The organism is Seohaeicola nanhaiensis (assembly GCF_042654245.1).
In the GTDB taxonomy this organism is placed as follows: domain Bacteria; phylum Pseudomonadota; class Alphaproteobacteria; order Rhodobacterales; family Rhodobacteraceae; genus Seohaeicola_A; species Seohaeicola_A nanhaiensis.
In genome coordinates this window covers 103,854-129,478 of record NZ_JBHSGI010000028.1, presented here as the reverse complement: position 1 = coordinate 129,478, position 25,625 = coordinate 103,854, and the positions used below count along the sequence as shown (strand labels likewise).

Below are 25,625 nucleotides of genomic sequence, written 5' to 3'. Positions count from 1 at the left end.
GTTCCGGCACCCATTAGGGCCGGCTTGAACGGTGCCCGTCTGCGATCACGCGAGAGCGCGACCGCTACGTCACCTCAGATGAGAGATCTTGGAGGAAATGGGTCGGGCGCCCCAAGCCGCCCCAAAGGCAGGCTCATAACGAGTATGCGGTCCTGTCGCGACGGACGCACCTCAAGTAGCAGCCCGGACGCGATGTCAAGCGTAGCAATGCCTGGCGCTGTGCAGTCGAGATCACAGGAGCCGACGTTGCTATTGTCTGCTGCGTCAGCATCGCATCCCTGGCAATCGGGCATGACATCCGCATCTCCGGCTGCCACAGCCATATCCAGTGCCATCGAATTCGCGCTGACCGCATGCACCACGCTGCTCGCCGCAAACAGGGCGAGAAACATGACTGTCAGAATGCGCGCGAACTTCTGCATTCTCCCCGGATATGATAATTTGGGGGCCTATATACCTAACTAGCCGCTCTTGGGCTAACTCTGTTCTTCTGGACACCGGAATCCAAGGGGTGTTAACCTGCGGTTAGGAAGTGACGGCTACCATCTTCTCACAAGTCCCTTGGCCTAGACAACCTTAGCGGGACGGGTAGGAACGGCAGTGCGAAACTACATGTTCCCATTTCCCAAACCGAAACCGGATGTATGAGCATACGCTCACCGGTTTCGGCCATGCACATACTACCATATTTGGCTCCTTTGTGCGATCCGGGTATGTCCCGGCCCACTGGGGCCACCCCTTGCGCCCCCAGAACTACTCTTGTCGGGCGTGGAGCTTCATATGGTGACGGTAGCCGTCGATAGAACTATATCGAATCGGGAGACAGCGAGTCGAGTCTTATCTTGTTTCCTTCTCGTTCCGCTTTAGTTCTCTCATTGATCCTCATCGAGGAGCAATTCTAATTGGGCCCCCTTCTTGGGAAATGCTCTGTCAAGCAGAGATCTGAACTGTTCCCAAGTTGCAGATGCCCGCATCAAGCCAATGACAGCGTGTAGGTGCTGAGCGAGAGCAGGATGGCCGATATCGTCAGTGAGAAATTGATGATGCTTCCTGGCTCTCCCACCTTCATCTTGGGTCGGGTTTAGGCGTTGTAGCTCTTCCAGGATGCCAGGGGCTAGGCGTTCATAAACAATATCATTTGTATAGCGCCCAACAACACCTGGACGAGCGACAGACATGGCGTTCCAACTCCAACCCCTAAGCCGGAAGATTTCACGATAGAAGGCATCTGGGAAGCGCTTCGCCCAAGCTGCGAACTCCTTCTGGAGATACTTGTCGAGTATTGCCTGCAGAGCATCCCGATCACGCGTATCCTGATATCCAGTTGCTTCATCAATCAGCGCAATGACGCCGAGGTTAGCCAAGCCACGCATAACAATTTCAGCGGCTTGGGCCCTATCATTTTGCTGCTCGTTCAGAACCCCATCTTGGCGTGCTTGTAGCCAAATGTTGCAGATTTCTGGCAATGCTTCGGCTTGATATCCGATTACTTCTGTATCGCCAGAAATGTACGAAATTGGCTTGAGGGGCCCACTAGCTAACTCACTGGTAACATAAGAAGAAAGGCTCTTAGCAGCCAAAAATACGGGGATATGGGCCCCGGCTTCCGCAGCAGCGGTTTTCATGCGCTTTGCCGCCCCGCTGCGCCCACCTAAAGCATTTGCAATGCCATTTTCTGAAAGAACCCGTGTCCCATCGCGCAAGACTGCGCAAGGGATACTAACGCTTCCGATACGTAGCGTACCTCGGTGCGTTGCCTCATTGCTTGGCTCATTTGCGCTATTGGTTTCCAGAACTGCTTTGGTAGCTTTCTTCGCCTTCGGGGCTACAGCTCCAACGACATCTTCAAAGGTAGCGTCGATAGGTTCAATCACATCTTTCTTGTCGTCAGGCATTGATCAGCCTCCTGTATGTCAGCCGCTTGTCGGCCATGCGCTCGATAGTCATTCCAATGAAGTCCAATGTGCCAATCTGTGCCTTGTTGTGACGGAAGGAAAACTCCTTCACGTAGCGGTGAAGATGCTTGGCGCTCATGTAGTGATAAATGCCAATGTATCCGCGCTTGAGCAGGGACCAGAAGCTTTCAATGCCATTGGTATGCGCCATATCGCGAACGTACTCGCCAGCAGAGTGATTGATGGTGATGTGGTTATAGCCACGGGCTTTGAGGTTGATATAGCCGCCGTGGGTATCAGTCACGATAGTTGCGCCCGCCTTGCAGTGCTGGCGCACGAAGCGCTCAAGGGTCGCTGCCTTGGTGTTCTCCACCACAACGGCGCGAACTTCACCATATTCATCGCGGACACCGACAACGGCAGTCTTGCCTACGGCACCACGGCCAGCGCGAAGTTTCTTGTCACCATGCTTGTTCTTCTCGCGACCACCAACATAGGTTTCATCAACCTGCATCTGGCCGTCCATGTGGTCGTCGCGGTCTTTCAGCCAAGTCTCACGGATGCGCTGCGCGAGAAACCACGCGGTTTTCTGGGTGACACCAAGTTCCCGCGCCATCTGAGTGCTGGGGATGCCCTTGCGGGCGCTGGTGAGCATGTAGATCGCCAGCAGCCACTTGATCAGGGGGAGGCGGCTTTCAGCCAGAACGGTGCCAGTGCGGACGCTGAAATGCTTGCGGCAGTCTTTGCAGCGGTACGGCATCGGCTTGTGGTCTTTTACTTCGACCACATTGACCGAACCGCAATGACCGCAAACCGGCTCGCTACCCCAGCGCTTTGCTTCAAAAAACTTGCGCGCGGCTTCCTCATCCGGGAACTTCTGGAAGAACTCGAAAGTGGAGAGGGTTTCAGGTTTCGACATGGCGCAGACTCCTTCTGCACCATTTGTAACTTAACTAGCCAAACCCTGCAAGAGAAATTTGGCTAGTTAAATTTATAGACCCCCAAAAAAAGACATCCGAGCCGTCGAGCAGAAGCGGCCTGAGATCCGGCAGGCCCGCCATATCTGGATCACGCGGCGTCAGCCTTTCATGCGCAACCTGTTGCCACGCATCGGTTTCATCGACGAGACCTCGCTGAAGACGAACATGGCCAAGACCACGGGATGGTCCCCCAGAGGAGCGCGTCTGATTGATCATGCGCCCTTTGGTCACTGGAACACCCAGACCTTTATCGCCGCCCTGCGCCATGACCGGCTGGACGCACCCTGGGTGATCAACGGCGCGATGAACGGTGAGATGTTCGACCTCTATGTCGAAACCCAGCTGGTCCCGACCCTCGCGCCCGGCGACGTGATTATTCTCGACAACCTGTCATCCCACAAAAGCCCGAGGGCCGCGCAGGCCATGCACACCGTCGGCGCATGGTTCCTATTCCTGCCGCCCTACAGCCCTGACCTGAACTCGAAATGGCCTTCGCCAAACTCAAGGCCCTGATCCGCAAGGCAGCGGTGCGGACCTACGATGACCTTTGGCGCGCCGTTGGGCATGTCTGCGGCCTCTTCACAGAGGACGAATGCTACAACTTATTCAAAGCCGCAGGGTATGAAACCAATTAACCGCAACACGCTCTAGACCCCATGATCGCGGAGTGAGCTGACTGGGTCGGTGGTCTCTCCCGCGGCATTCTCCGTTCGAGGGTTGCGCCGGATGGTCCGGTGCCGAGCCTCAGGAATGGGGGAGAGACCAGATGCAAGATAGCATTTTCATCGGGCTGGATGTCCACAAGGCAACGATAGCGGTGGCCGTGGCCGCGGAAGAACGGGGCGGCGAGGTCCGCCACTGGGGCACGGTTCCGCACCGGCCCGACCATGTACGGAAACTGGTCGACAAGCTGAGCGCTGTCGGAGGCAAGCTTCATTTCTGCTACGAGGCCGGGCCCTGTGGCTATGGTCTCCACCGCCAGCTTGTCGAGCTGGGGCACGACAGCACGGTCGTCGCGCCGTCGTTGATCCCCGTGAAGGCTGGTGACCGCGTGAAGACAGACCGCCGCGATGCTGTCATGCTGGCGAAGCTGCACCGGGCGGGCGAGCTGACGGCGGTCTGGGTTCCGGATGCGGCGCACGAGGCCATGCGCGACCTCGTGCGCGCCCGAGCGACGGCGATGCGCGTCACTGGCAAGGCGCGGCAACACCTGCAGGGCTTCCTGCTGCGCCACAGCCGCGTCTATCCTGGCAAGAAGGGCTGGACGGTAGCCTACCGGCGCTGGCTGACGACAGTGCGTTTTGACCACCCAGCGCAGCAGATCGTGTTCCAAGATTATGTGGATGCGGTCACCGATGCCGAGGCGCGGGTCGCGAAGCTGACCGAACAGATTGCCGAGCTGCTGCCGGACTGGGACTTGGCGCCCGTGGTGGAGGCGGTCCAGGCCATGCGCGGTGTCGGGTTCATTGTCGCCGTCACCGTCGTGGCCGAGGTCGGCGACTTTCACCGCTTTGACAATCCGCGCCAGCTGATGGCTTATCTTGGCCTGACACCCTCGGAACACTCCAGCGGTGCCACCGTGCGCCGCGGTGGGATCACCAAGGAGGGCAGCGGGCTCGCGCGCCGGGCCCTGATCGAGGGGGCATGGAGCTACCGCATGCAGCCGCGGGTCAGCCGCAAGCTGCACGACCGGCTCGAGGCGCTTCCGGGGACCGTGCGCGACATCGCCTGGAAGGGGCAGCTGCGGATGTGCCAGCGGTATCGCCGCTTGGCCGCGGCCGGGAAACCGAAGGTGGTCGTTACAACAGCCATCGCCCGCGAGATGGTCGGGTTCATATGGGCCATCGCACGGATGGTGACGGCAGTCCCGGTCCGCACAGCCGGACAGCACGCCTAGAAAAGGGACGTTCCTCCGGCCCGCTGATGCGCAAGGCTGGGGACGGAACGCGGTGGGGGATCCTCGTGCCCTGTTATGAGCCGGCATTGCCGACGCTCGCTCACTAGACCGAGGCAGCCCCAGGACGAAACCACGGTCATGCGGTAGCCAACCCGCGCATGAGAGCTTGCTCAACCGTCGTCTCAGTTCCGTCCTCAGCCTTGCGCAAGCCCGGTGCAATCCCCTCGCTGATCCGGGGATAGCGCCATGGCCAAGCCGCCTCCGCCGCAGGACAGCAGCGGCGAGGACTTCGAAAATTTCGCCTGTTCCAGCGGCTTTTCCTCGCCGCCCTGCTATGCCGCCGAGATCGCGCCGGAATACTTCGATCCGCTGGCGGTGGATCCGCAACAGGCGCGCGATGTCGCCCGCTGGCGCCGGGCCGAGCGCAGCCGCCTGCGCGCCGCGCGCCTGGCGCTGTCGGTGGCCGAGCGCAGCCGCCTGCGCGCCGCGCGCCTGGCGCTGTCGGTGGCCGAGCGCGCAGCTGCCGGCGCGGCGTTGACCGGGCACCTGCGGCAGCTGCTGCGGGACCGTTTCGGCGGCGCGCGGGGCCTGGTGTTTTCCGCGTACTGGCCGATCAAGGGCGAACCCGACCTGCGGGCATTGAAGTCAGAACTGCACAGTGCCGGCGTGATCATCGGATTGCCGGTGGTTGAGAACAGAGCCGCGCCGCTGACCTTCCGCCGCTGGACACCGGATACGCGCATGGTGCGCGGAGACTGGAACATTCCGGTGCCGCCTCCCGATGCCCCGGTCCTCACTCCCGACACCGCCCTCGCCCCGCTCTTAGGCTGGACGGCGGAAGGCTATCGGTTGGGCTATGGCGGGGGCTACTTCGACCGGACGCTGGCAGCGCTGGACCCAAAGCCTTTCGTCATCGGGATCGGCCTGCAGGCGGCGAAATTGGCGACCATCTACCCGCAACCACATGACATCCCGCTCGACCTCATCCTGACGGAGGCAGGTATAGCTCATTGCGGATCGTCGAATGTGTAGCCTGGTAGCGTGGAATTTATCCAGTCTCCGGATCTTCCCCTTCCGCGGACGAAAGCGCCTCGAGGAAGTTGGTCACTTCGTCCGGTGTCGCCGATTTCGCTTTCGCCATCACCTCCGGCCGGAGTGATGGCTCGATGTATCTGGCCTTGCAGGAACGATCGATCCAGAGAACGGACAAGGCCGACGTGTTCCAACGATAGACCCAACCAACTATGCGCGTCCGATCTTCCCCGAGCAGCCGGGCAATGGCTGCCGCTTCCTGTTCATCCTCAGGCACTGTCAAGTTCACAGCGAGTCGATTGGTTGGATACCGCAACGGTCGTCGTTTGGTGACGAACCGCGAGAGTCAATCCTGCCCGTGCTACGCGTCCCATCGGCCCCGGCAATCAACTCGCTATCATACTGTTCACCCATGGTCTTGACTCCTGCTTCCTGTTGCCGATGGAATCGCGCAATGCGACTCTTCAACACATACTTTTCCCGCCTTAGTTGTTTCATCATGAGCCACAAGATCACGATAGAACACGAAGGGGGACGAAACGGAACGAAACCAAGACCGGCAGTTCATTGATAAAGAACGGAAAATATTATCTTCCTCCTCCTGAAGACGGAAGTGACTTCAAGGAAATCTTCAGCCAGGTGAGCGCCGCGGGCGCGGGCCGGCCGGTCGACAAGGACGGGTTTCCCAACGGCCCCTGGATGCCAGACCTCCTGGCAGCCGCGATCTCGGAAATCGATGCAAACAGGTCGGGTATCGAGCTGCGAACCGTTCAGCTTTGGTTCCAGGACAACGACAAAGGGATCAGTGCCGAGAACATTCGCTGGCTGGCAAGGATCTTTGGCTGCGGCGATCCGGATGCAGTCGGCGCGTGGCAATCAGCTCTCAGTTCCGGGCGTTCGCGGCTAGCTGCCAAACGAAGGTCAATGAGGAAGGCTGCACCCACGCGAGCAGAAGATAGCACGGACCCGACGCCTATCGTAACGTTGGACGCCGAAGCCGACCCGAAACCCAACGACGCCGCTCAACCAACTCTTCGGCGATTCAGCATCGCAAGACGTTGCGAAGCCCTCTTTTCCGGCCATTCTTCCCTCAACCTTCCGGCGATTGTGTGGGCCGGATGCGTAACGCTCGGTTTCCTGACCTACATCACGGATGTTCACAGCATCACCTACAGCCCCATTTCCGGCCTGAACAAGCAGGTCGGGTATTTCTGGGCGCCGAACTGGACAGTCCTGGAGCTCGTCATCCTGCCGCTGTTCCTGATCATTGTGGTGGAACTGCTGAAGTTCTGGAGGGCCGAAGGGCGTTCACGTCTGATGTCGGGGGAGACCGGTGAGATTGATAGCTGGTACAGTCGGGTAGACTCCTTTTCGCAATCGCATTGGGCGGCGGCGTTCATTTGCTTCGGAATCGTGTTCGCGCTTCAATGGTTCGGCGTGCACTTTCGTGCGCTGATGCAGGGCGATGTCGGCCGGCTCATGGTGGATTGGAACGTCATGGCCATCGTCCGGCCGGCGGTGATGTCCGTGCCGGAAGCCATCGCCGTTTCGATGTTGGCCTTCCTCTACACGGCCGTGATCTGTTACCTGTTCCTCACCGGCCTGATATTTCTGTGCACCCTGGCGACTGATTTCTTTGAAATTTGCGGCTCGGGCGCGCTGGCCGAAGCAAGAGATCGACGGCACGAGGCAAGACTGGTCGGCACCAGGCTATTGTCCGGGATATTCCGGTGCACCGTCCTTGGCATACTGATAACCACATGCATCAAGCTGCAAGCCACCTACCTGGTTTCAGATGGGGAGACGATCTTCCGATGGTTGATGGAGGATGCTCTGTTTGCGCTTGGAGCCGGCGAAGTCCAAGGCGGATGGCTTGAGCAACGGGCGCTCGCACATTTCACGAGCTTTCTTCTTCTGTTTGCGACATGTTCCGTGTTTCTATACGCCTATATCCAGATCTATCGCGTCATCGGCGACGCCTCGAGCACCGATGACGATCAGGCTTCTGAAGATGAACGGAAGCTGGGTCAGAGTGCCCGACGGCATTGCGTCCCGTGGCGAAGGATGTTGATGGTGGTCACGCTGCTTGTCGCCAACTTCCTGATGATCGGCCAGTTTCCCGGCTTCTCCCTCCTGCTTTGCATAGCCATCCTGGTTGCCGTATACAGCCTTTTTGATCCTCAGCTTGGGCTGGCCCACCAAAGCTAGGAGACGGTCCGAATACGCTAGCGAGGGACAATTCCGGCCGACGTGTTCGAGCGGCATCGCACCCATCTCACAACTGCCAGGAACTGAACCATGCAAGAAGCCCCCCTGTTTATAGAATCTGCCGAAGCGCCTGCCAGCGGCTCGGCCTTCTGGATACAGGCAGATGACGGAACTCGTCTTCGTGTGGGCATGTGGCAACCCGAAACCACACCGAGAGGTACAGTTCTTCTGTTCCCCGGCCGCTCAGAGTACATCGAAAAATATGGCCGAACGATCACCGAGCTCGTGCGAATGGGCTTTGCAACGTTGGTGATCGACTGGCGCGGGCAAGGTCTGGCGGACCGAGCGGCGCAAGACCGGATGGCGGGACATGTCGATCACTTTTCCGACTATCACAGGGACGTCGCCGCGATGGTTGACGCCGCGCAGGCTCTTGGGCTGAGGAAACCATGGAACCTGATCGGACATTCACTGGGCGCCTGCATCGGACTGCGGGCAATCATCGAAGGCCTGCCGGTGTCGTCTTGCGCTTTCACGGGTCCAATGTGGAACATCAACCTTCCGCCGCTCAAGCGCGCCGCCGCCTGGCCTCTGTCGTGGACCGCTCAAGCTCTCGGCATGGGCCGCGTTTACGCCCCTGGCACTGACGGCAAGAGCTATGTTCTTGAGACGCCTTTTGAAGACAACAGGCTGACAAGTGATCCTGACATGTACGCATACTTCATCAACCAGGCCACAACGCTCAAGGAACACCAGATCGGTGGGCCAAGCATGGGGTGGCTGTTTCAGGTCCTTGAAGAAACGAGAAACCTGAAACGCCTGCCTTCGCCGGACATCCCCTGCATCGCTTTCTGCGGCGCGCTGGATGAGGTTGTAGACCTGCCCGCAATCCGAGAGCGCATGGCAACCTGGCCGCAAGGGAAACTGGAACTCGTGGCGGACGCCAAACATGATCTGTTCTCGGAAACCCCTCAGATCAGAGCAAACGTGATCAGCAGGATCGGCGAGTTTTTTCTCTGAGGCGATATGAACGGAACGATCGGGAACACCGCAACGACGCGATACGGCGGTGCCGGTCGGCTGGGTCTTTCCCCGGAACAGGTTCGAGCTTGCTATCCCTTCACCGTGACGCGGTCTGACACCGGAGCGCTTCGAACGCCCTTGGAACCAAGAAGTGCTGGCGAGGGCCAAGTCCATGGCCGCCGACGAAAACACAGCACATCGTGATAGGCTCACGGCAAGTGGTAAATCGGAGTGGTTTGACCGGGAGCCGGGTACGCGACTCGCTTCCTCTCATAATATATTTAGCGTGACACTAATATAGTATTGTTGCATAGTGCCGGGAACTTCCATCTTGATGGACCCCAAATATGCTTAGCTCAACCACCCGCATTCTTTTCGCCGCCGCCATCGGCACTCTTCCGGTACTGGGAGGTGCGAAACATGCTTCGGCGCAGTCCTATCCGATCGATTGCGCGATCCTGCTGTGTCTGTCCGGCGGATGGCCAGCATCCGTTCCTTGCGCTCGGGCGCGCGCCGAATTCATCCGGCGGATCACACCCTGGCCTGTTGAACCGCCATTGCAGATCTGGCGCTGCCCGATGGGTGCTTCATACCACCCCAACGGTGACGGCGGCCACCGCGAGCGTCTCTACGACGCCCTGTTCGACGGCACCCCCCTGCCCTTCAGCCTTCCTGGCAGCCCGCCGCAACGCGGAGCGGACTCAATATGGACGATACAATCTCTGAGCCCTGATCGAAGTCGCAACCTGCCAAAGGGGCTTGCTCTGCATCTTGCGCAGGACCGGGCGGACATCGATATCAGTGGCCCTGAGTTCAATTTCGTGCGCTCGATCCGTGTCTATGACGTGCGATATGCCCAACAGCAGAAAAATGGCCGGGATGGATATTGCGCTCGAATCGCTACGGTCCTTCTCGGAACCTATGGAGTTCAGGGCGATTTCACTTGGGCCCCGACCTCTCCGGCAGACCTGCCCGAAGCCCATGTCGGACTGGAACGATGGGGCGAGGATTGCCCGGGCATCTTTCACCGGTCGGTCTTCGTCGACTGGCGCGACTATGAGGGCAACTACGGCTACGAACAAGTGAACTATTGAGCGCCTATTCTTGCCTGCGCACCGCGTGACAAGGCGCAAAGGGCCTGTTCGAGCAGGCGACCTCTCATAGCGGCTCCGGGGAACCTGCTACGCCGGTCCGAAATAGTAGCCTCACAAAACCATCGGGCCGCTCCCAGACGCCCCGAGAGGTCGCGACCCAACCATTGTATGCCTTGGATGACCGTGCTGCTAACCTTGCGCCAGTGCGGCAATCGGTGACGCGCCGCGCAGCCCTCAATTTCCGTGGCCCGGTTCCGTCGCATTCTCGGCAGCCGACATCCATTCACTAGCATCGACCTCGGGCGGCCACGCTAGCGCGATCAGCTCGATGGCGTCGACCCCGCTCCCCCATTCCCTCTCGGCAATCTTGGCCTGCGTCGGCCCAGTATTCTCCCTCGCGGCGATCAGTTCATCGCGACGCGGTTCATGTCCCGAACCCCTGATTGTCTTGGCCACGCGTCACACACCGTTTTTGAACGGACAGATCCAGTTCGTGGATTATCCGAGAAATAGATGTCGTGAGCGCATCGCGGACTTCGCGGTCGCCTCTGTTCTTGCGAATGTCATCCTGGACCATGTCGACAGATCGGCGGTGGGTCCGCGCCGGCAGGCCTCATTGATCGATGGTCTGCAGGAACCGACCGTATTCCTCGCTGACCTCGCGCGCTTCCCCAAAGGCTCGTGCACGCTCCTCCTCAAGGCAACGGAAATAGCTCTGGATATCGCGGATGTAGAGTTCGAAGTCGCGCTTGATGAAATCCGCATAATCCCGCGCGGCTTGGGCATCGTTCGGCACAAAAGGGCGAACCGGTGCAGGGCAGGATTCGGCTGAGGCATTCCCGGTGGACAGCACGAGCAGAAGTATACTCCGCGATGTTCGACTTCCCCAACGCCTGAGGTTGGGAAGACCCCTTAATTTCTTGAACAACTGCATGCGCTCGGTCTATCCATTTCGTGAGCGAGAATCCGCTTGCCGCACCTATCATATATCTTGTGCGACAAAACTATATTATTGTATGTCTGGGCTTCAACACCTTTGGCCCGGTCATTCGCCTCTATGGAGAACGTGATCCGGGTGATGGACTTGAGAGAAGAAGCACCGAATGTGGTCACCGAACCCAGATTCCGCGATCTGGTCGCCAGCGGCTATCGCGTCGAGGTTGTCTGCAAGGAAGACGCCTTCAAGAAGGGGCCCAGCTGGCACGGGGTCTGGATTCTCCGTGCGGTCAGCGACGAAGGCGTCGAAAAACTCCTCGTCACGGCCCGAACCCGCGCATCGCGCAACGACATCAAGATCCGTGAGATCAAGACCGTCACCGGGGTCATCTCCTTCCTCCAGGGCATCGGTTTCTCCCATGCCGATATTCCGCTCGAAGAGGGCAAGCGGACCGTCCAAAAGCTGTCCGGCGAGGAGATTGCTGCCAGCCGGCGTTAGCGCACTTCTACTTACCTTCCTGGGTTTTCCGGCGTCCGGCGAAATGGTGCTGGTGATGGGGAGCGATGGTTCGCTCGCCCCGTCACAAGCTCAAACCCGCTTTGCGCGGAACTACAACGACGGGATCGGCCAAGACTCGGCCGCAGCGGGGTTGCGCATCTTCGGTCACGAACGCGGCTCCGAAGTGGACGAGGGGGTAGGCACCGCGGCGGCGGCCCCTCGAACGCCTATGCCCGGCCCGGACATTCTGGCCGCCATCGAAAGTACCGGGCTACGCTATGCCGGTCACCCAGGTCTTCGAAGAGCCGACATTACCGTTACGGACTGGCTCAACCTCTTTCGGGCCAACATCGAGATCGAGAGCGCCTACAATCGGCGCGCCGTCTCCCATGCCGGTGCCATCGGGCTCGGGCAACTCATGCCCGACACGGCCCGTGCGCTTGGGGTCGATCCCCATGATTGGCGGCAGAATCTTGACGGATCGGCCCGCTATCTCGCGTTGATGCTGGCCGAGTTCGGCAACGTACGTCTCTCGCTCGCCGCCTATAATGCCGGGCCTGACGCCGTGCGCTACCACGGCGGCATTCCTCCATTTCGAGAAACCCAATCCCACGTCCAGCGGGTGCTGGCCGTCGTCAACCGGCTGGAAGGAAGAAACTCATGAAACGCCCTGTCACAACCCTTGTCGCGCTCGCTGCTTTTCTTGTTGTCATCGCCGAGCCCGCACTCGCGCAAAGCATCGACCTCTCTCCGATCCAGAGTCTCCTGCAAGGCATCGTGGACGCGCTGACCGGCCCGCTTGGTGTGGTCATCGCCACTCTCGCCGTCCTGGGGGTCTTCCTGAGCTGGTTTTTCAACATCATCGATCTGCGCCAGGCGCTCTGGGTCCTTGTGGGCATTGCGGGCGTCGCGGCGGCGCCGACGATCGTTGCCGCCGTGTTTGGAGCCTAGGGAAACGACGCCGTGGCTGAACGTTCGCCCCTCTTCCTGGGTCTCGTGCGCCCGCCGAAGCTCCTCGGCCTGCCGATCATGTATGCCATGGTCTGGCTCTTCGGCTCAGTGCTGCTGTTCGTCTGGGTACAACATATTGCCGTGCTCGGGATAGCGGCGGTGCTCTACCCCTTGCTTTGGAAGGCGGCGGACTGGGACCCGCGTTTCATCGACGTGATGACGACAGCGCTGCAGGAAACGCCGCCAACACGGAACCGCGCCATCCATGGGGGTGACAGCTATGCCCCGTGACGAGACACTGGATGCGCGTACCCTCTTGCCGGACTGGCATACTCGGGAGAAACGCCTGGCGCATATGCTGCCCTATGTCAGCCTCGTCGATGATAACACCGTCCGGACGCGGGTAAATGAGCTTTTCCAGTGCATCCGGCTGAGCGGCGTGAACAGTTACACGACCGACGATGCCTATCTCGACAAGGTGACCGCGCTCTTCGCCCGGATCATCGCGCAGCTGGGTCCCGAGTTCAGCTACTATGTGCACAAGGTGTCGAAGTCGATCACCCCGGATCTGCTCCCGGTACGGGGTGACGGCTTCGCGGCGGCGGTGGATGAGACCTGGCGGGCAAAGTTGGGATCCGCAGGTCTTCGTGACAAGACCCTGACGCTGACCATCATCCACCGCCCGCCACCAAGGAGTTTTCTGGGCTTTGTGAATCGAAGCGCGCCAGAACGTTTCAAGGAAGAAACCGCCAAGCGCATCCGGCGCCTCAAGGAAGCGGCCGGGGTCTTCACCTCCGGCCTCGCCGAACTCAAGCCTCGCAAGCTTTCCGCAGCCTCAGGCGAACTCATCGGTTTCCTCGGTGCTCTGAACACAGGTCGCGAACTGCCGCTCTATCCTGCAGGTCGCTACGGGTTCCTCTCCTACAATGTCGCCAACACCCGCGTGACGTTCCTCGAAGATCATTTCGAGCTGTCCAATGGCGTCGTCGGCCACCGCTTCGGCAAGAGCTTCACCATCGGCGAATATTCCGAGGCCACGACCTGCACCATGTTCGACATGCTGAACCTGCCAGTCGACATGATCGTCACCCATTCTTTCACACCGATCAATTCGCACCTGATGGCGGGCAGGATCAAGCGGCAGAAGCGCCAGATGCAGTCTTCTCAGGATGCCGCGCTCTCGCTTCTCGAAGCGCTCGACATCGCCCATGACGATCTCGAGGCCAAGCGGCAGAGCTTCGGCGAGCACCACATGGTGGTGACCGTCTTCTGCGACAGCCTCGAGGAGCTGCAGACCCTTGGGGCCGAGATCGTGAACGCCGCCGCGGCCGAGGGTGTGAAGATGATCGGTGAGCGGATGGCGGCGAAGTCGCATTATTTCAGCCAGCATCCGGGAAACCAGCCCAAACGGGTGCGCGCCAGTGCCGTCACCAACCGCAACTTCGCGGATTTCGCGGCGCTGCATCGAACGCAACTCGGCAAGGAAAAGCATCAGCTGCCCTGGGCCCAGGAAATCACGCTCTTTCCAACCCCGGAACAGAGCGCCTACCGGTTCTCCTACCACGAGCATGGCTCGCCAGAAAAAGAACCCACCAGCGGTCATACGCTGATCCTCGGGCGGCCCGGTTCAGGAAAATCTGTGCTCTCGGCCTTCCTGATGACCCAGGCCCGACGGGTTGGCGCGCGCATATTCGTCTTCGACTACAGGCTCGGCATGGAGATGGCCGTCCGAGCCAATGGCGGTCGCTATGCTTCGATCAAAGCTGGGCAGGCGACCGGTCTGAACCCACTCTGGAGCGAGATTGACGAACGCGGCACGGCTTGGCTCTCGGACTGGCTCGCTTCGCTCCTCTACCGGGCTGACAAGCCCCTCACCCCTGTGCAGACAAACCGGATTCAGGAAGTGGTTCGCCAGAACGCCACCGCGACCGATCCGGCCTTGCGGAACTGGAAGGACTTCGCTTCGCTCTTCGTCTCCACCGATGACAGTGGCGATCTGCACCAACGCCTCCTCGAATGGACGGAAGATGGTCGCTACGGCTGGATCTTCGGTCAAAGCCTCGAGGACACCTTCTCGCTCGAAGGCGACGTTGTTGGCTTCGACCTGACCGGCATTCTCGACAGCGAAAGCGAGAAGGAGCGCATGGCGGTCCTCTCCTATCTCTTTCGCCGGATCGAGCGCGAGATCGAAGACCGGCACCCGACGATCATCGTCATCGACGAGGCCTGGAAGGCGCTCGACAACGCATACTTTGCCGAACGGCTTTCGAACTGGCTGGTGACCGCACGCAAACAGAACACCGTCGCGGTGATGATGACGCAATACGCGAGCCAGCTCGAACGCACACGGACTGGCAAGACCATTATCGAGGCGGTGCCGACGCAGATCCTGCTTCCGAACATCCGCGCGCATGCCTCGGACTACGCGATGCTGAACCTCTTCGAGAAGGAACTCGACGTGCTCCTGAATACTGGCAGCAACAGCCGCCTCGCTCTCATCCGCGACGACAGTGGATCGGTGGTGGTCGACGCCGACCTCTCAGCACTCGGCCCTCTGCTTACCATCCTGGGCGGCATGGAGAAAGGCGAAGCCCTCGTCGGCGCTGACTACCGCATCCGACCCGATTTCTGGAGGCTCCCTTGATCCGCATCCTCTTACTATTTTCCGCATTCGGCGCCCTGGCATCCTGCGCGGAATACCGCGAGCCTCAGGCCAATTGCTTCGCCTTCCGTGCATCCCTCGAAGAGGTCGAGCCGGTTTGCGTCTTCACGCCCCTCGGAAACGCGGAAGACGGCGTTGATACCTAGGATCGCTCATATCCTCCTGGCTGCCCTTCTGCCGGTACCCGCGCTCGCCCAAGGCGTACCCGCCAACGATTCCGGGCTGACGGCGCGCGACATCATCGAAACCGGTGACCGGGATGCCGACCTCGCCGTCCAGCGTGAGAAACTTGCCGTGAAGGAGCTCTTGACCGAGATCGAACGGGAACAGCTCGCGGTACTCCGCGCCATTCTCGACGCGCAGACAAGTATCGGCGGGCAGGGCCTGTCGAGCATGGTCGCAGACCTTGAGAGCGGCAGTGGCGATCCGGACCGGTCCATCGCGGCGGTTTACGGCACTGGAGACATCGATCCGAACCCCGGCGGAGCGGGAATGTTCGGCGATGCCGCAGAGACAATCGAGCAGTTGATCATCCGGGTCGCCCAGGAAACCGCGGACCTGTCCGGGGTCGGGCGGGCCGGTCTCTCCGTCGTGCAATGGCGAGCGCTCCTGCAGGCGCTGATCTGGCAGGAGAGCCGGTTTTCCATCGGCGCACGATCTCCCGCCGGGGCTTTCGGACTGACCCAGATCATGCCGGGCACCGCGAGCGATCTCGGGATCAACCCCGAATACTATGACAGTCCCTATCTGCAGGTCACAGGTGGTGCGCGCTACCTCGCAGCCCAGCTCAACACCTTCGATGGCAATATCATCAATGCGCTCGCAGCCTACAATGCTGGTCCGGGCCGGGTTTTCGAGTATGGCGGCGTGCCACCCTTCAAGGAGACCCGGCACTACGTCACGGTCATCCCCGAACGTTACAACCTCTACCTCGCACGGATCGGCGGGATCGAAGCGCTCGGCACGATCGATCCGGCACTGCTCGCCAATGCGCAGCTCTCGCTCGCCGGACATGGCGCGGCGTACTATGGGAGCAATTCGCCCGCGGCGATCCAGAAGGCGGCGCTGCGCGTCCAGGACATTGTGACGCGGATCGGCACGACCCAGGACATCCAGGAAAGCATGGCGCTCAACACCTATGCCCGCGCCGAACTGGTCCGCCTCGTGGCCGCGCGTATTCGCCTGAAGGCCGCACGGACCCAGCCACATAGCGCTGCCCAACTGGCGCAGGCGGCGGCACGTCTGGCCGAGAACGAGTTCATGGAGTTCACATTGGAGGATCTGGATTGATGCCCCGCAGATTTGTCACGACAGCGCCACTCCGCGCGCTGGCTCTTTCCGGCACCCTCGCGCTCAACCTGCCGGCCGTGGCCATCTCCCCGGCAGCCGCCCAGGGCGTTCCGGTCGTCGACACGCAGAATATCGCCCAGAACATCCAGCAGCTCCGGCAGATGATTGAGGACGAGATCCTGCAGAACGAGCAGCTGACCCAACTTCGCGACCAGCTTGCCACGCTCACGGATCAACTCGCCGAACTGAAACGGACCTATGAGGCGCTGACGCGCCTCGCCGAACTTCCCGAGATCATCCGAACCCAGATGGAAGACGAGCTGAACGATCTCCTCGATCAGGAATTCGGCGACATCATCGCAACCATCGAGGCGATCAAGACAGGAGATTTCTCAGGTCTCAAGGGTTCCGGTGCCAGCAAGATCGAGACCCAGATGGACCGGGTTCTGGCCGATCTCGGCTTTGACGAGGGCACGCTCTCGGAAATGGCACGGAGCGGCAACGCCGGTGCCGAGCGGGTGGCAACACAAGCCACGACCGGCGCGCTGGTCTCGGCCGCGGCCCAGAACAGTTATGAGGATGCCGGGCAGTCCCTTAAACGCGTGGATCGTCTCGTCGGCCTCATCGACGACATGGATGAGCTGAAGGAGAGCGTCGATCTGAACACACGCGTGACGGCGGAACTTGCCATCGCGCTCGTTGCGATGTGGCAGCTCGAAGCGATCCAGACTGTGGGAGACGGAACCGGTGGGGTCATCGATGCCGCCACCATCGCCGAGGAACAGCGGTTCATGGAGTTCACCCTCCCGGAATTGAATGCGGAATGAGGCCGGAGCGTTGGACGAAGAAACCGCCATCATCGAGGAGGAACTGGTCTACGGCGCGTTGAGACGCGAACGGCTCTGGCAGCGCCTTGGGCTGTTCGGCCTGATCTTCGGCGTCGTGGGCTGCTTGAGTGCGGCGGCCGTTGCCATCCTTGATGTCGATCCGCCACCTGTCGTTGTTCCCTACGATCCTGAGACCGGGTTCGCCCTGCCCGAAGCTTCTGTCGGCGCCACCACCGTCACGGAGAACCGCGCGATCATAGAGGCAGAGGTTTTCCGCTATGTGACCGACCGGGAGGTGTATAACCAGCTCGACAACGACGTGCGCATCCGCAGCGTCCTGCGGCGGTCGGATCGTGCGGCCGAAACCTCGTTGCGCCAGGTCTGGAACTCGGCGAACGCGGACTATCCCCCGAACATCTACGGGCCGAACGCCAGGCTCGACGTCGAGATCCTCAGCATCAACCGGATCGGGACCAATCGGGCCACTGTTCGAATCCGCAAACGCCTGACCTCGATCCAAGGCGTTCAGGCGGGGCTGTTCACCGCCACGCTGCTCTTCGAATTCCGCCCCGAAGAGAGCCGGTCCATCGACCAGGTCTGGACCAACCCGTTCGGATTCACCGTGGTCGAATACGCAGTCCGTTCCGACAGATTGGAGAACTGAGTTTGCGCGCCCTGGTCCCCTTTGTTGTGTGTCTTGCCTCGGTCCCTGCCCTCGCGTTTGCTGAAGCCATCCCGCGTGGCGGCCCGAATGACAGCCGCGTCCGGATCGCCACCTACCAGGAGAGCCAGGTCTACCGCCTCAGCGTCTCGCTTACCCATGTCACGACCATCGAGTTCGGAGAGGGCGAGAGCATCCGCTCGATCATCGCCGGTGACACCGAAGGGTTCGAGATCGATGGTGTGCCTGGCGGGCGCGCCTTCGCGATCAAACCTGTCGCCCGCGGCGTTCGCACCAATGTCACTGTATACACCAATCGGCGGAGCTATTATTTCAGCGTAGGTGAAGCCTCGAGCCCAACCTTCTATGTGGTCCAGTTCCGGTATCCGCAAGACACCCGGCGGCCGACAAACGCCATCGCACTCGCCGCCCCGAACACCAATTATGGAGCCAGCGCGCGGACCGAATTCACCCCGACCCGGATCTGGGACGACGGCACATTCACCTACTTCGCCTTTCCCAGAAACGCCCCGGTTCCGGCCATCTTCCGCTACACAGGTGGCCGGGAGCGCACTGTGAACACCGGTGCCGTCGAGGATGGCGTGATCCGCGTTTCCGGCGTGGGCAGCCAATGGGTGCTGCGGCTGGGAGAGGAGGTTGTCTGCATCAAGGCAACACCGCCTCAGGGAGGCACTTAATGAGCGACACTCCAAACCCCGATCTCGAAAAGCGTCTGGCCGCCCTCGAGCGAAGCAGCCGGCACCACGGCACGAAGCGACGATCCCCCCTCCTCGCCCTTCTGATGATGGGACTTATTCTTGCCGGCGGGGCGGTGCTCTATCTGTTTTCAGGCAGCAAAGAAGAGATCGCTCTGCCGACGGCGACCCCCGACGAGTTCCAAACCGAAGGTGACGGGTTCGGAGAGATCGAGCCGTTTGTCCCGCCCCCTGCCCCCGAACCGGAAATCGTCCTCGTAGAACCTGAACCGGCCAAGCCTAATGCCGAGCTCCTCGCACAAATCGAGGCGCTGCAGGCGCAGATCGAGGAACTGAAAATCGCCCCGGAACCTGTCGTCGAAGGTGACAGCGCCGCGGCCGAGGCGATCGAGGCGCTTACCGCCCAGATCGCGACATTGCAGGCGGCGTCGGAGAACGCCCAGAAGCTATTTCAAGAGGAGCTCGTCGCGCGAGACCGCGAACTCCAGCAAATGCGGATGGATCTGGACCTTGCACTGCTCGAAGTCAACAAACCGGTGCCCGCCCCTCTCGGCCCCACTGACGAAGAACTCCGCGCCAGAGAAGAAGAACGGCTCCGGAGTGAGGAAGAGGCGCGGCGCCTGGCGGATCTGCAACGGCGGGCCGAGGAGGAACATGCGTTTCAGGAACGGCGGATCGCATCACCGGTTGTTGCCTTCGGCGGCAACGGCGGTGCCAACGCGGGTGAAACCGCCCTCACAGAACGCAGATTTGGCGAGGAGACGGATTTCGTTCTGAACGGTGCGCTACCGAGCACGGTCACGCAAGCCGAGGTGATCGCCAACCCCTCGAACACCGTCATCCAGGGCACGATGATCCAGGCCGTGATGGAGACCGCGCTCGACAGCTCGCTCCCCGGTCAGACACGCGCCATCATCTCCGAAGATGTTTTCAGCTATGACGGCGCGCGGCTTTTGATCCCACGCGGTTCGCGCCTCATAGGGCGGTATCGTTCCGGGATCGAGATCGCACAGAAGCGTGTGACCATCGCCTGGGATCGGATCATCCTGCCAAACAACCAGACCGTTCAGATCAGTTCTTTGGGAGGAGACGAGTTGGGTCGTTCCGGTGTCACCGGCTTCGTCGATACCCGTTTCGATGAACGCTTCGGCTCCGCCGCGCTGATTTCCATCATCTCGGCTGCGCCAAGCGCGGCGGCGTCTCAGGTCGAAGATGAAACCGCGGCAGACGTGCTCGAAGACGTTGGCGACGACCTGGCGGATGCCACCGATTCCGTGATCGGCGAATACCTCTCCATCGGCCCCGTCATCTATGTCGACCAAGGCGCCCGCGTCACAGTCATGGTCGACCGCGATCTGGAGATCTTCTGAGGTGACCCTGTCCTATCTGCAGACTTCGCTCGACAAGCTTCCGGACGCCGCCCGCGACGACGTAATCGAGATCTGCATCAATCCGGATGGCACCTGCTGGGGAGAATTCCAGGGCGATCACTTCATGCGGGGATTGGACCAGCGCCTCTCGATCACCGAGGTGCGTGACCTGGGCAACCAGATCGCCTCCTCCGCAAATACGGCGATGAGCAAGGACAAGCCCATCGTCTCGGTCTCGATCACCTATCGAAACAGGCCCATCCGTGCCCAGGTCGTGACCCCGCCCGCCGTCCTTTCAGGCATGTCGATTTCGCTGCGCTTCTTCTCGAGCCTGCCGCTCGATCGGGTCGAGCTCCGCTTCCTCTACGGCGAGGAACGCAAGCTCGAAGAGCTGCGCCAGGAGAAAAACCGTGCCTTGCGCGAGGTCGTGACGGCCGGTGATATCTCCGAGGCCGTCCGTTTCTGCGTCGCGAACAAGCTCAACATGATCGTCTCCGGTGGCACGTCGACCGGAAAGACCGTAGCGGCGCGCAAGATCCTTTCCTACGTTCCGGACGAGGAGCGGATTGTCACCATCGAAGAGGCGGCCGAACTGCTGCCCGCCCAACCCAATGCCGTCACCCTGATCGCCAATCGGGACGCGGAGTTCCAATCCGCCGATGTGCTCCTGACCGCGACGCTCCGCATGCGACCCGACCGCATCATCCTTGGCGAAGTGCGCGGCAAGGAGGCCATGACCTTCCTCGAGGCGATCAACACCGGCCATGGCGGCTCGATGACAACGCTCCACGCCGAGACCCCGCAACTCGCCGTCCAGCGTCTCGCCATCGCCGCGCTCAAAACAGAGATCCCCATGACCTACCAGGACATGGTCCAGTACATCGAGAGCTCAATCGACGTGATCATACAGGCCGGCCGCGAGGACGGCGTCCGCGGCATCACCGAATTCTATCTTCCCGGAACAGAATTGCAGGAAAGGAAAAAGGCATGAAGCGGTTTGAGTACGACATCCTGTTCTGCAAGGTGAAGAAGCAGAAGGACTATGAAGAGATGCGGCGCGCACTGAACGAACGGGGCGCCGAAGGCTGGGAGGTGATCTCCGCCGAGGCGGGCGACTATGGCTATACCGCATTCCTCAAGCGTGAGGTCGCGGACCGGCCGACGGAGGCGGCGACATGACACGCGCGACCGCTATCGTCTGCTCATTCCTTCTTTTGTCGGGCACCATAGCAACGGCCGAGCGCAACCTGGTCCCGACGCTCGACAATCAACCCGATGTCTGCCCTGAACAGCCGTCCGAGCCGGAGTGGATGCGAAACACCGAGGCGCGCGACGCCTACAAGCGGCTCCTGGTCCAGCAAATCTACCGGTTTCAGAGCATGGGACGCATCGTCGACGCGCAGAGCTGCGCATGCGCCACCCGGTATCCGTCCTGGGAGGCCGCAGAAGCGGTCTACTTTGAGCGGTATTCCACGGCGGACTATTGGGGCGTGGTCGAGGCGACGTCACACTTCCGACTACAGGCAAACGAACTCCGGAAGCAGGCCATGCCGATTTGCGAAGCGGCCGGCAACTGGTAGCGGGTCATGAGCGTCGTCACGTATTTCGTGAAAACGGCCGAAGGCTATCTGGACTCGGCGGCCGAGACCCAGTTCGGCGCGGTGGCCGCCACGGTCGGTACGTTGCTGGTTCTCGGAACGACGCTCGTGGTCATCCTCGTCTGTCTCAACATGATCTACCAGTACCGATCCATGGATGGCCGGACCGCCTTCTGGCTCGCCGTGAAAATCGGCCTGATCGGAGTATTCGCGACCAACTGGGTCCAGTTCAACGCCCTCGCATCGGCCATCCTGAGCGGGATCGACAGTATTGCAGGATCGCTGGTCGCGTCGGTCGGCGGCGGCACGCCCGGACCGTCGGGGACCTTTGCCGAGGAGTTCGATCAGCTCATTGCGGCGCTCGGGGATTACCTGAACGCCGCTGGGTCCGAACTCAACTGGATGGCCGGCGCGCTTCTCGACACGCTCGGCGTTCTCCTGCTCTCGATCCTCGGAGGGCTGGCAGCCTTCATCGTCGTCGCGTCCAGGCTCATGATCACGCTTCTGATCGGGATCGCGCCGGTGATGATCTTCCTCACGCTCTTCGAGGTGACCAAGGATTATTTCGCGCGCTGGCTTTCTGCCCTGATCTCCTTCGCGATCTACCCCATCGTCATCGCCGGCGTCTTCGCGACGATCACCGGGGTCTCGCGCGCGCTGCTCGCCGAACTCGGTGACCCGGAGGGGGCTTCGAACATCGGCGCCCTCCTGCCCTTCTTCATGATGGTGCTCATGGCCAAGGGGTTCATCATCGCCACGCCCTTCATCGTCCGGTCGGTCTCCGGAAACATCATGATGCCGGCGCTTTCGGCGGGCTTTGGCGGGAGCTATGCTTTCGCCCGGGGCTTGGCAGGAAGTCAGCAGCTTTACAACCGATATGCCATCGGAGGCGCGACCGGCGCCGAGTATGCCGCGCTTCGGGCGCGGCAGTTTTTTGGCGTCCAGGCGCTCCCGACCCGCCCGAACGCCGCGGGCGGCGCGCCGGCAGCACGTTCCGGCAACTCATCCGGCACCGGCGCCCGTATGCTTGCGCAACTGGCACGGCTGAGCAGGCTGGGACGACGATAGGTCTGGGACATTTCTAGAACTCCTCGACACGTTGCGCGAGCAGAAAGAAAGCCATTCACTCCTTGCAATTGCCCAAAGCGCGCCGCGCCTGCGAAGGCGATTGGTAAGAATGGGCGGAAAGTGTGAATTCGCTGCGGTCGTCCCGAATGACCGGTTTAGGCGTTCCGACAGCGAGTTTCAGAACTTCGGCCAAGAATGCCTTTATCAGTCGCACTGCATTTCGAACCGCATTAGACGTCTTCGAACTTCATTTGCGGGCAGTCGGCACCTTGGATGAGCGAATAGGTCGCTCAGGCCCCGATGCAAGCGATCGAAGGCTACATGATTTCCGTCGGCGAGTTGATCGAACAGCCAGATGACACCGTGCATGTCGATTTGCTCGGCGATAGCCAGTTCGCGGAGCGTGCCGTCACCAGTCAATAACCCCCATTCCCGCGACTCAGCGATGGCAAACGCGAAGGTATCGGGAACCGAGAGCCGCCTATGCTGGCGGTTTACGGCGGTCGCGCGCCGCAACTCGACAGGTGTGAGCTCCTCTATCCGCAAGCCAAGTTAGATCAGCCTGTCGCCGAGTTCACCGGCAAGTTCCCTGTCATAGAGCAGGTCAGGCACGGCAAACTCGAACGGCAGAAGGAACATCTCCTCAAGCAGGGTCGCCCTTTCGAGGTCAATCAGGACCGATGTATCCGAAACGAGAATGGGCACAGGTCAAACCGCCACCTGATCCAGTCGCTTGTCGAGTTCCCGCACGGAAATGCCGAGAAGTTCGGCGGCGCGAGATTCTCCAATGACACCTTCAGCGAGCGCGCGGTAGCAAAGCCTCTCGAAACGCCGCGGCTCCTCCACATCAGGGGCCAAGCTCTCCGGTTCCTCATAGGGCGCCGCGCGCCATCCGCGCTCGGCAAATATCTTGAACAGCCGCGCACATGCCGGCTGACTAATAATGCCAAGATCCTTGCAGCGGTAAGCGAGAGCCTGAATGCTCACGCCGAAGCGTTTTTTCAGGGCGACCAGTTCTCCAATGCTGATCGATGACCGATGAGCACCGATTTCCGCACGCAGGACGTCGGCCGGCATCAGGAAGGCACCGGCGAACCGGTGTGCAGCCTTCTCCTCATCGACCCCACCTGAAGGTGCGATGATCATGTGGCCGAGTTCATGTGCCAGGTTGAACCTTTTGCGTTCGGACCACGTGCTCCGCTTGATGACGATGACACGGGCGGCATCGCGCTCCTTGCGCCGCACCTTGGCGGCGAGGCCATCGACACTATCGAGGTCGAGCGAGAGCACCTTGATCCCGCGCTCCTCCAGAAGCTCAGCAAGTTGAGGTATTGGGTCGTTTCCGAGGCCCCAATCCTCGCGAACGGAGCGGGCGGCATCTTCCGCGTCGCGGACATCGGCGACCGGGTGGGGGGCACTGCGCGGCTGCTCCCATTCGACGCTTCGCATATGGAGTAAGTCCTCCACGGCCAGATAGCGCTCGAGCAGATGAACGGCACGCGCCTCCAGCGCGGCTTCCTCCTTGGACGACGTTCCCACCTTCTTGCGGAAATCCACGCCTTCGAGCGAAAGCTCGTCCTCGCTCAAGAGGTACTCCTCGGAGACGTGGAGCGCCTTGGCGAGCGCGATCAGGACACGCGAACTAGGCATATCCTCGTTTCGCTCATACTTCCCAATGGCTTGGGCGGAGACAATCCCGCCCATCGCATCCGCGAGCGCGCGGAGCGAAAGACCCGACGCGGAACGTGCGACCTTGAGCTTTCTTCCGATCATGGCTGCCTCCTTGCGGTAATCGGTTTACATAGATACTATGTATTGGAGTTTTTGTAAACTGATACCTCTTGAAATTGCGTAAATCGGCCGCCATCTTGGCCTTGCGTCCGGCGATGAGGACGTTTTTGTAAACCGAGCTGAGCCGATGTAGAGGGGCTTCTGGTCGCGGCGAACAGTGACAGACTAAATGGAGAAGACCATGGCGCTTACCAACACCGAGCTCCGCTACTACGATAGCAATGTACTTCGCCTGCCTGCAGACAAGCGCAAAGACTACCACGCCCAAGTAGATCGCTTGATCGAAGCATTGCGCATCAGCGTCAAGGACAAGACCGAGATCAAGATCACCAAGGTTGTAAAGGCTGGCTCCTTCGCCAAGTTCACGATCCTGCGCAAGACGACCCACGATCCCGTTGATGTCGATGTGGTATTCTACATTTCCGGCCGCGACGCGAGCAAGGAGACGCTCGACAGCCTCAGCACGACGATCCATGATCTGCTGATCCAGATTTACCCAAACAAATCAGTCGAAGATTTTGAAATTCAACGTAAAGCTGCCAAGGTGACCTTCGTAGGGACAGGCCTGAGTGTCGACATCGTTCCGGTGATCGAGGACGAGGACCGTCCGGGCTATGGCTGGCAGTTCGATATCCACGACGGCTCGAAAATCCAGACCTGCGCGCCCTGCCAGATTCAGTTCGTTCGTGACCGTAAGAACCAGGACGGCGATTTCCGCACGCTGGTTCGGATGGCAAAGAAATGGCGCAATTATGCGGAGATCAAGCCGCTCAAGCCCTTCGCCATCGAGCTGATCATGGCGCATGTGCTCGCCACACAGGGCAAGGAGGGCAGCATTGAACAGCGTTTCCGCAACTTCCTGCTCTACATCGCGCAATCCGGCCTAAAAGATCAGATCAGCTTCCCCGAGAACACGCTTCCTCTCGGCTCGTTCTCCGACGCGGTCGTGATCCTTGATCCGGTTTACAGCTTCAACAACGTCACCAGCCGGATTTCCGAGGCCGAGCGCCAGGAGATCGTCGCAGCGGCGCAGGAAGCCTGGGAGACGATGAACTTCGCATCGGTCGAAGACGATGATGCGGTCTGGAAAGAGGTCTTCGGGCCGGGCTTCAAGGTGGAGGACTGAC

General features: G+C 60.6%; 28 protein-coding genes. 22 read left to right on the top strand and 6 right to left on the bottom strand.

Features of this window, described 5'->3' with window-relative positions; all coding sequences use genetic code 11:
* Nucleotides 1-872: 872 nt before the first annotated feature.
* Nucleotides 873-1,895: a P63C domain-containing protein gene (locus ACFO5X_RS19540; RefSeq protein ID WP_380720091.1), complete on the bottom strand. Its 1,023-nt coding sequence runs from the start codon at nucleotides 1,893-1,895 to the stop codon at nucleotides 873-875.
* A complete protein-coding gene (locus ACFO5X_RS19535; RefSeq protein ID WP_380720089.1) occupies nucleotides 1,888-2,814 on the bottom strand; it encodes an IS1595 family transposase in 927 nt (308 codons plus the stop codon). The genes ACFO5X_RS19540 and ACFO5X_RS19535 overlap by 8 nt, the downstream gene beginning before the upstream one ends.
* A gap of 169 nt (nucleotides 2,815-2,983) precedes the next feature.
* On the opposite strand from ACFO5X_RS19535, the gene ACFO5X_RS19530 reads away from it, so the two are divergent.
* The 6 genes from ACFO5X_RS19530 (at nucleotide 2,984) to ACFO5X_RS19505 (ending at nucleotide 10,129) form a co-directional block, all read left to right on the top strand.
* Nucleotides 2,984-3,388 (top strand): transposase, encoded by a 405-nt coding sequence (locus tag ACFO5X_RS19530; protein ID WP_380720087.1) that lies wholly within the window; start codon nucleotides 2,984-2,986, stop codon nucleotides 3,386-3,388.
* Nucleotides 3,389-3,641: 253 nt separating this feature from the next.
* A complete protein-coding gene (locus tag ACFO5X_RS19525; RefSeq protein ID WP_380720085.1) occupies nucleotides 3,642-4,772 on the top strand; it encodes an IS110 family RNA-guided transposase in 1,131 nt (376 codons plus the stop codon).
* Between the two features lie 246 nt (nucleotides 4,773-5,018).
* Nucleotides 5,019-5,804, top strand: a complete 786-nt coding sequence (locus ACFO5X_RS19520) for a 5-formyltetrahydrofolate cyclo-ligase (RefSeq protein ID WP_380720083.1) — start codon at nucleotides 5,019-5,021, stop codon at nucleotides 5,802-5,804.
* Between the two features lie 567 nt (nucleotides 5,805-6,371).
* Nucleotides 6,372-8,012: an RcgA family putative transporter gene (locus ACFO5X_RS19515; protein WP_380720081.1), complete on the top strand. Its 1,641-nt coding sequence runs from the start codon at nucleotides 6,372-6,374 to the stop codon at nucleotides 8,010-8,012.
* Nucleotides 8,013-8,102: 90 nt separating this feature from the next.
* Entirely contained in the window at nucleotides 8,103-9,032 is a 930-nt protein-coding gene (locus tag ACFO5X_RS19510; RefSeq protein ID WP_380720079.1) for an alpha/beta hydrolase, read from the top strand.
* A gap of 350 nt (nucleotides 9,033-9,382) precedes the next feature.
* Nucleotides 9,383-10,129: a hypothetical protein gene (locus ACFO5X_RS19505; RefSeq protein ID WP_380720076.1), complete on the top strand. Its 747-nt coding sequence runs from the start codon at nucleotides 9,383-9,385 to the stop codon at nucleotides 10,127-10,129.
* A 613-nt stretch (nucleotides 10,130-10,742) separates the two neighbouring features.
* On the opposite strand, the gene ACFO5X_RS19500 is transcribed toward ACFO5X_RS19505, so the two are convergent.
* Entirely contained in the window at nucleotides 10,743-11,063 is a 321-nt protein-coding gene (locus tag ACFO5X_RS19500) for a hypothetical protein (RefSeq protein WP_380720074.1), read from the bottom strand.
* Between the two features lie 123 nt (nucleotides 11,064-11,186).
* On the opposite strand from ACFO5X_RS19500, the gene ACFO5X_RS19495 reads away from it, so the two are divergent.
* From ACFO5X_RS19495 to ACFO5X_RS19425, 15 genes are read left to right on the top strand one after another with little or no spacing between them, the layout of a single operon-like run.
* Nucleotides 11,187-11,564 carry a hypothetical protein gene (locus ACFO5X_RS19495; RefSeq protein WP_380720071.1) on the top strand — a complete coding sequence of 126 codons (378 nt, stop codon included), beginning with the start codon at nucleotides 11,187-11,189 and terminating at the stop codon, nucleotides 11,562-11,564.
* A gap of 43 nt (nucleotides 11,565-11,607) precedes the next feature.
* Nucleotides 11,608-12,228, top strand: coding sequence for a lytic transglycosylase domain-containing protein (locus tag ACFO5X_RS19490; RefSeq protein WP_380720069.1), 621 nt, complete (start codon nucleotides 11,608-11,610; stop codon nucleotides 12,226-12,228).
* Nucleotides 12,225-12,515, top strand: a complete 291-nt coding sequence (locus ACFO5X_RS19485; RefSeq protein WP_380720067.1) for a TrbC/VirB2 family protein — start codon at nucleotides 12,225-12,227, stop codon at nucleotides 12,513-12,515. Before ACFO5X_RS19490 ends, ACFO5X_RS19485 begins: the two co-directional genes overlap by 4 nt.
* Nucleotides 12,516-12,527: 12 nt before the next feature.
* Nucleotides 12,528-12,806: a VirB3 family type IV secretion system protein gene (locus ACFO5X_RS19480; protein ID WP_380720065.1), complete on the top strand. Its 279-nt coding sequence runs from the start codon at nucleotides 12,528-12,530 to the stop codon at nucleotides 12,804-12,806.
* Nucleotides 12,796-15,159 (top strand): VirB4 family type IV secretion/conjugal transfer ATPase, encoded by a 2,364-nt coding sequence (locus ACFO5X_RS19475; protein ID WP_380720063.1) that lies wholly within the window; start codon nucleotides 12,796-12,798, stop codon nucleotides 15,157-15,159. The genes ACFO5X_RS19480 and ACFO5X_RS19475 overlap by 11 nt, the downstream gene beginning before the upstream one ends.
* Nucleotides 15,156-15,323, top strand: a complete 168-nt coding sequence (locus ACFO5X_RS19470; protein WP_380720061.1) for a hypothetical protein — start codon at nucleotides 15,156-15,158, stop codon at nucleotides 15,321-15,323. Before ACFO5X_RS19475 ends, ACFO5X_RS19470 begins: the two co-directional genes overlap by 4 nt.
* 1 nt (nucleotide 15,324) lies before the next feature.
* Nucleotides 15,325-16,467 carry a lytic transglycosylase domain-containing protein gene (locus ACFO5X_RS19465; RefSeq protein WP_380720136.1) on the top strand — a complete coding sequence of 381 codons (1,143 nt, stop codon included), beginning with the start codon at nucleotides 15,325-15,327 and terminating at the stop codon, nucleotides 16,465-16,467.
* The gene (locus ACFO5X_RS19460) at nucleotides 16,467-17,294 is read left to right on the top strand and encodes a type IV secretion system protein (RefSeq protein ID WP_380720059.1); all 828 of its coding nucleotides are present in this window, start codon (nucleotides 16,467-16,469) and stop codon (nucleotides 17,292-17,294) included. Before ACFO5X_RS19465 ends, ACFO5X_RS19460 begins: the two co-directional genes overlap by 1 nt.
* Nucleotides 17,295-17,304: 10 nt before the next feature.
* On the top strand, nucleotides 17,305-17,958 hold the full coding sequence (locus ACFO5X_RS19455; protein WP_380720057.1) for a VirB8 family type IV secretion system protein: 654 nt from the start codon (nucleotides 17,305-17,307) through the stop codon (nucleotides 17,956-17,958).
* 2 nt (nucleotides 17,959-17,960) lie between these two features.
* Nucleotides 17,961-18,653: a TrbG/VirB9 family P-type conjugative transfer protein gene (locus ACFO5X_RS19450; RefSeq protein WP_380720055.1), complete on the top strand. Its 693-nt coding sequence runs from the start codon at nucleotides 17,961-17,963 to the stop codon at nucleotides 18,651-18,653.
* Complete coding sequence (locus tag ACFO5X_RS19445; protein WP_380720052.1) at nucleotides 18,653-20,041, top strand: TrbI/VirB10 family protein; 1,389 nt, start codon at nucleotides 18,653-18,655, stop codon at nucleotides 20,039-20,041. The genes ACFO5X_RS19450 and ACFO5X_RS19445 overlap by 1 nt, the downstream gene beginning before the upstream one ends.
* 1 nt (nucleotide 20,042) lies before the next feature.
* Nucleotides 20,043-21,032 carry an ATPase, T2SS/T4P/T4SS family gene (locus ACFO5X_RS19440; RefSeq protein WP_380720049.1) on the top strand — a complete coding sequence of 330 codons (990 nt, stop codon included), beginning with the start codon at nucleotides 20,043-20,045 and terminating at the stop codon, nucleotides 21,030-21,032.
* Nucleotides 21,029-21,220, top strand: a complete 192-nt coding sequence (locus ACFO5X_RS19435) for a hypothetical protein (RefSeq protein WP_380720047.1) — start codon at nucleotides 21,029-21,031, stop codon at nucleotides 21,218-21,220. Before ACFO5X_RS19440 ends, ACFO5X_RS19435 begins: the two co-directional genes overlap by 4 nt.
* Entirely contained in the window at nucleotides 21,217-21,621 is a 405-nt protein-coding gene (locus tag ACFO5X_RS19430) for a hypothetical protein (protein WP_380720045.1), read from the top strand. The genes ACFO5X_RS19435 and ACFO5X_RS19430 overlap by 4 nt, the downstream gene beginning before the upstream one ends.
* Before the next feature lie 6 nt (nucleotides 21,622-21,627).
* Nucleotides 21,628-22,707, top strand: coding sequence for a TrbL/VirB6 family protein (locus tag ACFO5X_RS19425; RefSeq protein ID WP_380720043.1), 1,080 nt, complete (start codon nucleotides 21,628-21,630; stop codon nucleotides 22,705-22,707).
* A 204-nt stretch (nucleotides 22,708-22,911) separates the two neighbouring features.
* On the opposite strand, the gene ACFO5X_RS26305 is transcribed toward ACFO5X_RS19425, so the two are convergent.
* The 3 genes from ACFO5X_RS26305 to ACFO5X_RS19410 are packed head-to-tail and all read right to left on the bottom strand — an operon-like array spanning nucleotide 22,912 to nucleotide 24,480.
* Entirely contained in the window at nucleotides 22,912-23,223 is a 312-nt protein-coding gene (locus ACFO5X_RS26305) for a PIN domain-containing protein (RefSeq protein ID WP_465269469.1), read from the bottom strand.
* Between the two features lie 36 nt (nucleotides 23,224-23,259).
* On the bottom strand, nucleotides 23,260-23,412 hold the full coding sequence (locus ACFO5X_RS19415; RefSeq protein ID WP_380720038.1) for a PIN domain-containing protein: 153 nt from the start codon (nucleotides 23,410-23,412) through the stop codon (nucleotides 23,260-23,262).
* 3 nt (nucleotides 23,413-23,415) lie between these two features.
* Complete coding sequence (locus ACFO5X_RS19410) at nucleotides 23,416-24,480, bottom strand: helix-turn-helix domain-containing protein (RefSeq protein WP_380720035.1); 1,065 nt, start codon at nucleotides 24,478-24,480, stop codon at nucleotides 23,416-23,418.
* A 199-nt stretch (nucleotides 24,481-24,679) separates the two neighbouring features.
* On the opposite strand from ACFO5X_RS19410, the gene ACFO5X_RS19405 reads away from it, so the two are divergent.
* Complete coding sequence (locus ACFO5X_RS19405; RefSeq protein ID WP_380720032.1) at nucleotides 24,680-25,624, top strand: CBASS oligonucleotide cyclase; 945 nt, start codon at nucleotides 24,680-24,682, stop codon at nucleotides 25,622-25,624.
* Nucleotide 25,625: the final 1 nt, after the last annotated feature.

Excerpts from the sequence above, each read along its gene's own strand:
- ACFO5X_RS19460 (WP_380720059.1), top strand. The coding sequence starts at position 16,467 with ATGCCCCGCAGATTTGTCACGACAGCGCCACTCCGCGCGCTGGCTCTT.
- ACFO5X_RS19475 (WP_380720063.1), top strand. The coding sequence starts at position 12,796 with ATGCCCCGTGACGAGACACTGGATGCGCGTACCCTCTTGCCGGACTGG.
- ACFO5X_RS19445 (WP_380720052.1), top strand. The coding sequence starts at position 18,653 with ATGAGCGACACTCCAAACCCCGATCTCGAAAAGCGTCTGGCCGCCCTC.
- ACFO5X_RS19410 (WP_380720035.1), bottom strand. The coding sequence starts at position 24,480 with ATGATCGGAAGAAAGCTCAAGGTCGCACGTTCCGCGTCGGGTCTTTCG.
- ACFO5X_RS19435 (WP_380720047.1), top strand. The coding sequence starts at position 21,029 with ATGAAGCGGTTTGAGTACGACATCCTGTTCTGCAAGGTGAAGAAGCAG.
- ACFO5X_RS19485 (WP_380720067.1), top strand. The coding sequence starts at position 12,225 with ATGAAACGCCCTGTCACAACCCTTGTCGCGCTCGCTGCTTTTCTTGTT.
- ACFO5X_RS19490 (WP_380720069.1), top strand. The coding sequence starts at position 11,608 with ATGGTGCTGGTGATGGGGAGCGATGGTTCGCTCGCCCCGTCACAAGCT.
- ACFO5X_RS19535 (WP_380720089.1), bottom strand. The coding sequence starts at position 2,814 with ATGTCGAAACCTGAAACCCTCTCCACTTTCGAGTTCTTCCAGAAGTTC.
- ACFO5X_RS19510 (WP_380720079.1), top strand. The coding sequence starts at position 8,103 with ATGCAAGAAGCCCCCCTGTTTATAGAATCTGCCGAAGCGCCTGCCAGC.
- ACFO5X_RS19520 (WP_380720083.1), top strand. The coding sequence starts at position 5,019 with ATGGCCAAGCCGCCTCCGCCGCAGGACAGCAGCGGCGAGGACTTCGAA.
- ACFO5X_RS19425 (WP_380720043.1), top strand. The coding sequence starts at position 21,628 with ATGAGCGTCGTCACGTATTTCGTGAAAACGGCCGAAGGCTATCTGGAC.
- ACFO5X_RS19505 (WP_380720076.1), top strand. The coding sequence starts at position 9,383 with ATGCTTAGCTCAACCACCCGCATTCTTTTCGCCGCCGCCATCGGCACT.
- ACFO5X_RS19540 (WP_380720091.1), bottom strand. The coding sequence starts at position 1,895 with ATGCCTGACGACAAGAAAGATGTGATTGAACCTATCGACGCTACCTTT.
- ACFO5X_RS19405 (WP_380720032.1), top strand. The coding sequence starts at position 24,680 with ATGGCGCTTACCAACACCGAGCTCCGCTACTACGATAGCAATGTACTT.
- ACFO5X_RS19430 (WP_380720045.1), top strand. The coding sequence starts at position 21,217 with ATGACACGCGCGACCGCTATCGTCTGCTCATTCCTTCTTTTGTCGGGC.
- ACFO5X_RS19525 (WP_380720085.1), top strand. The coding sequence starts at position 3,642 with ATGCAAGATAGCATTTTCATCGGGCTGGATGTCCACAAGGCAACGATA.
- ACFO5X_RS19495 (WP_380720071.1), top strand. The coding sequence starts at position 11,187 with ATGGAGAACGTGATCCGGGTGATGGACTTGAGAGAAGAAGCACCGAAT.
- ACFO5X_RS19530 (WP_380720087.1), top strand. The coding sequence starts at position 2,984 with ATGCGCAACCTGTTGCCACGCATCGGTTTCATCGACGAGACCTCGCTG.
- ACFO5X_RS19500 (WP_380720074.1), bottom strand. The coding sequence starts at position 11,063 with ATGCAGTTGTTCAAGAAATTAAGGGGTCTTCCCAACCTCAGGCGTTGG.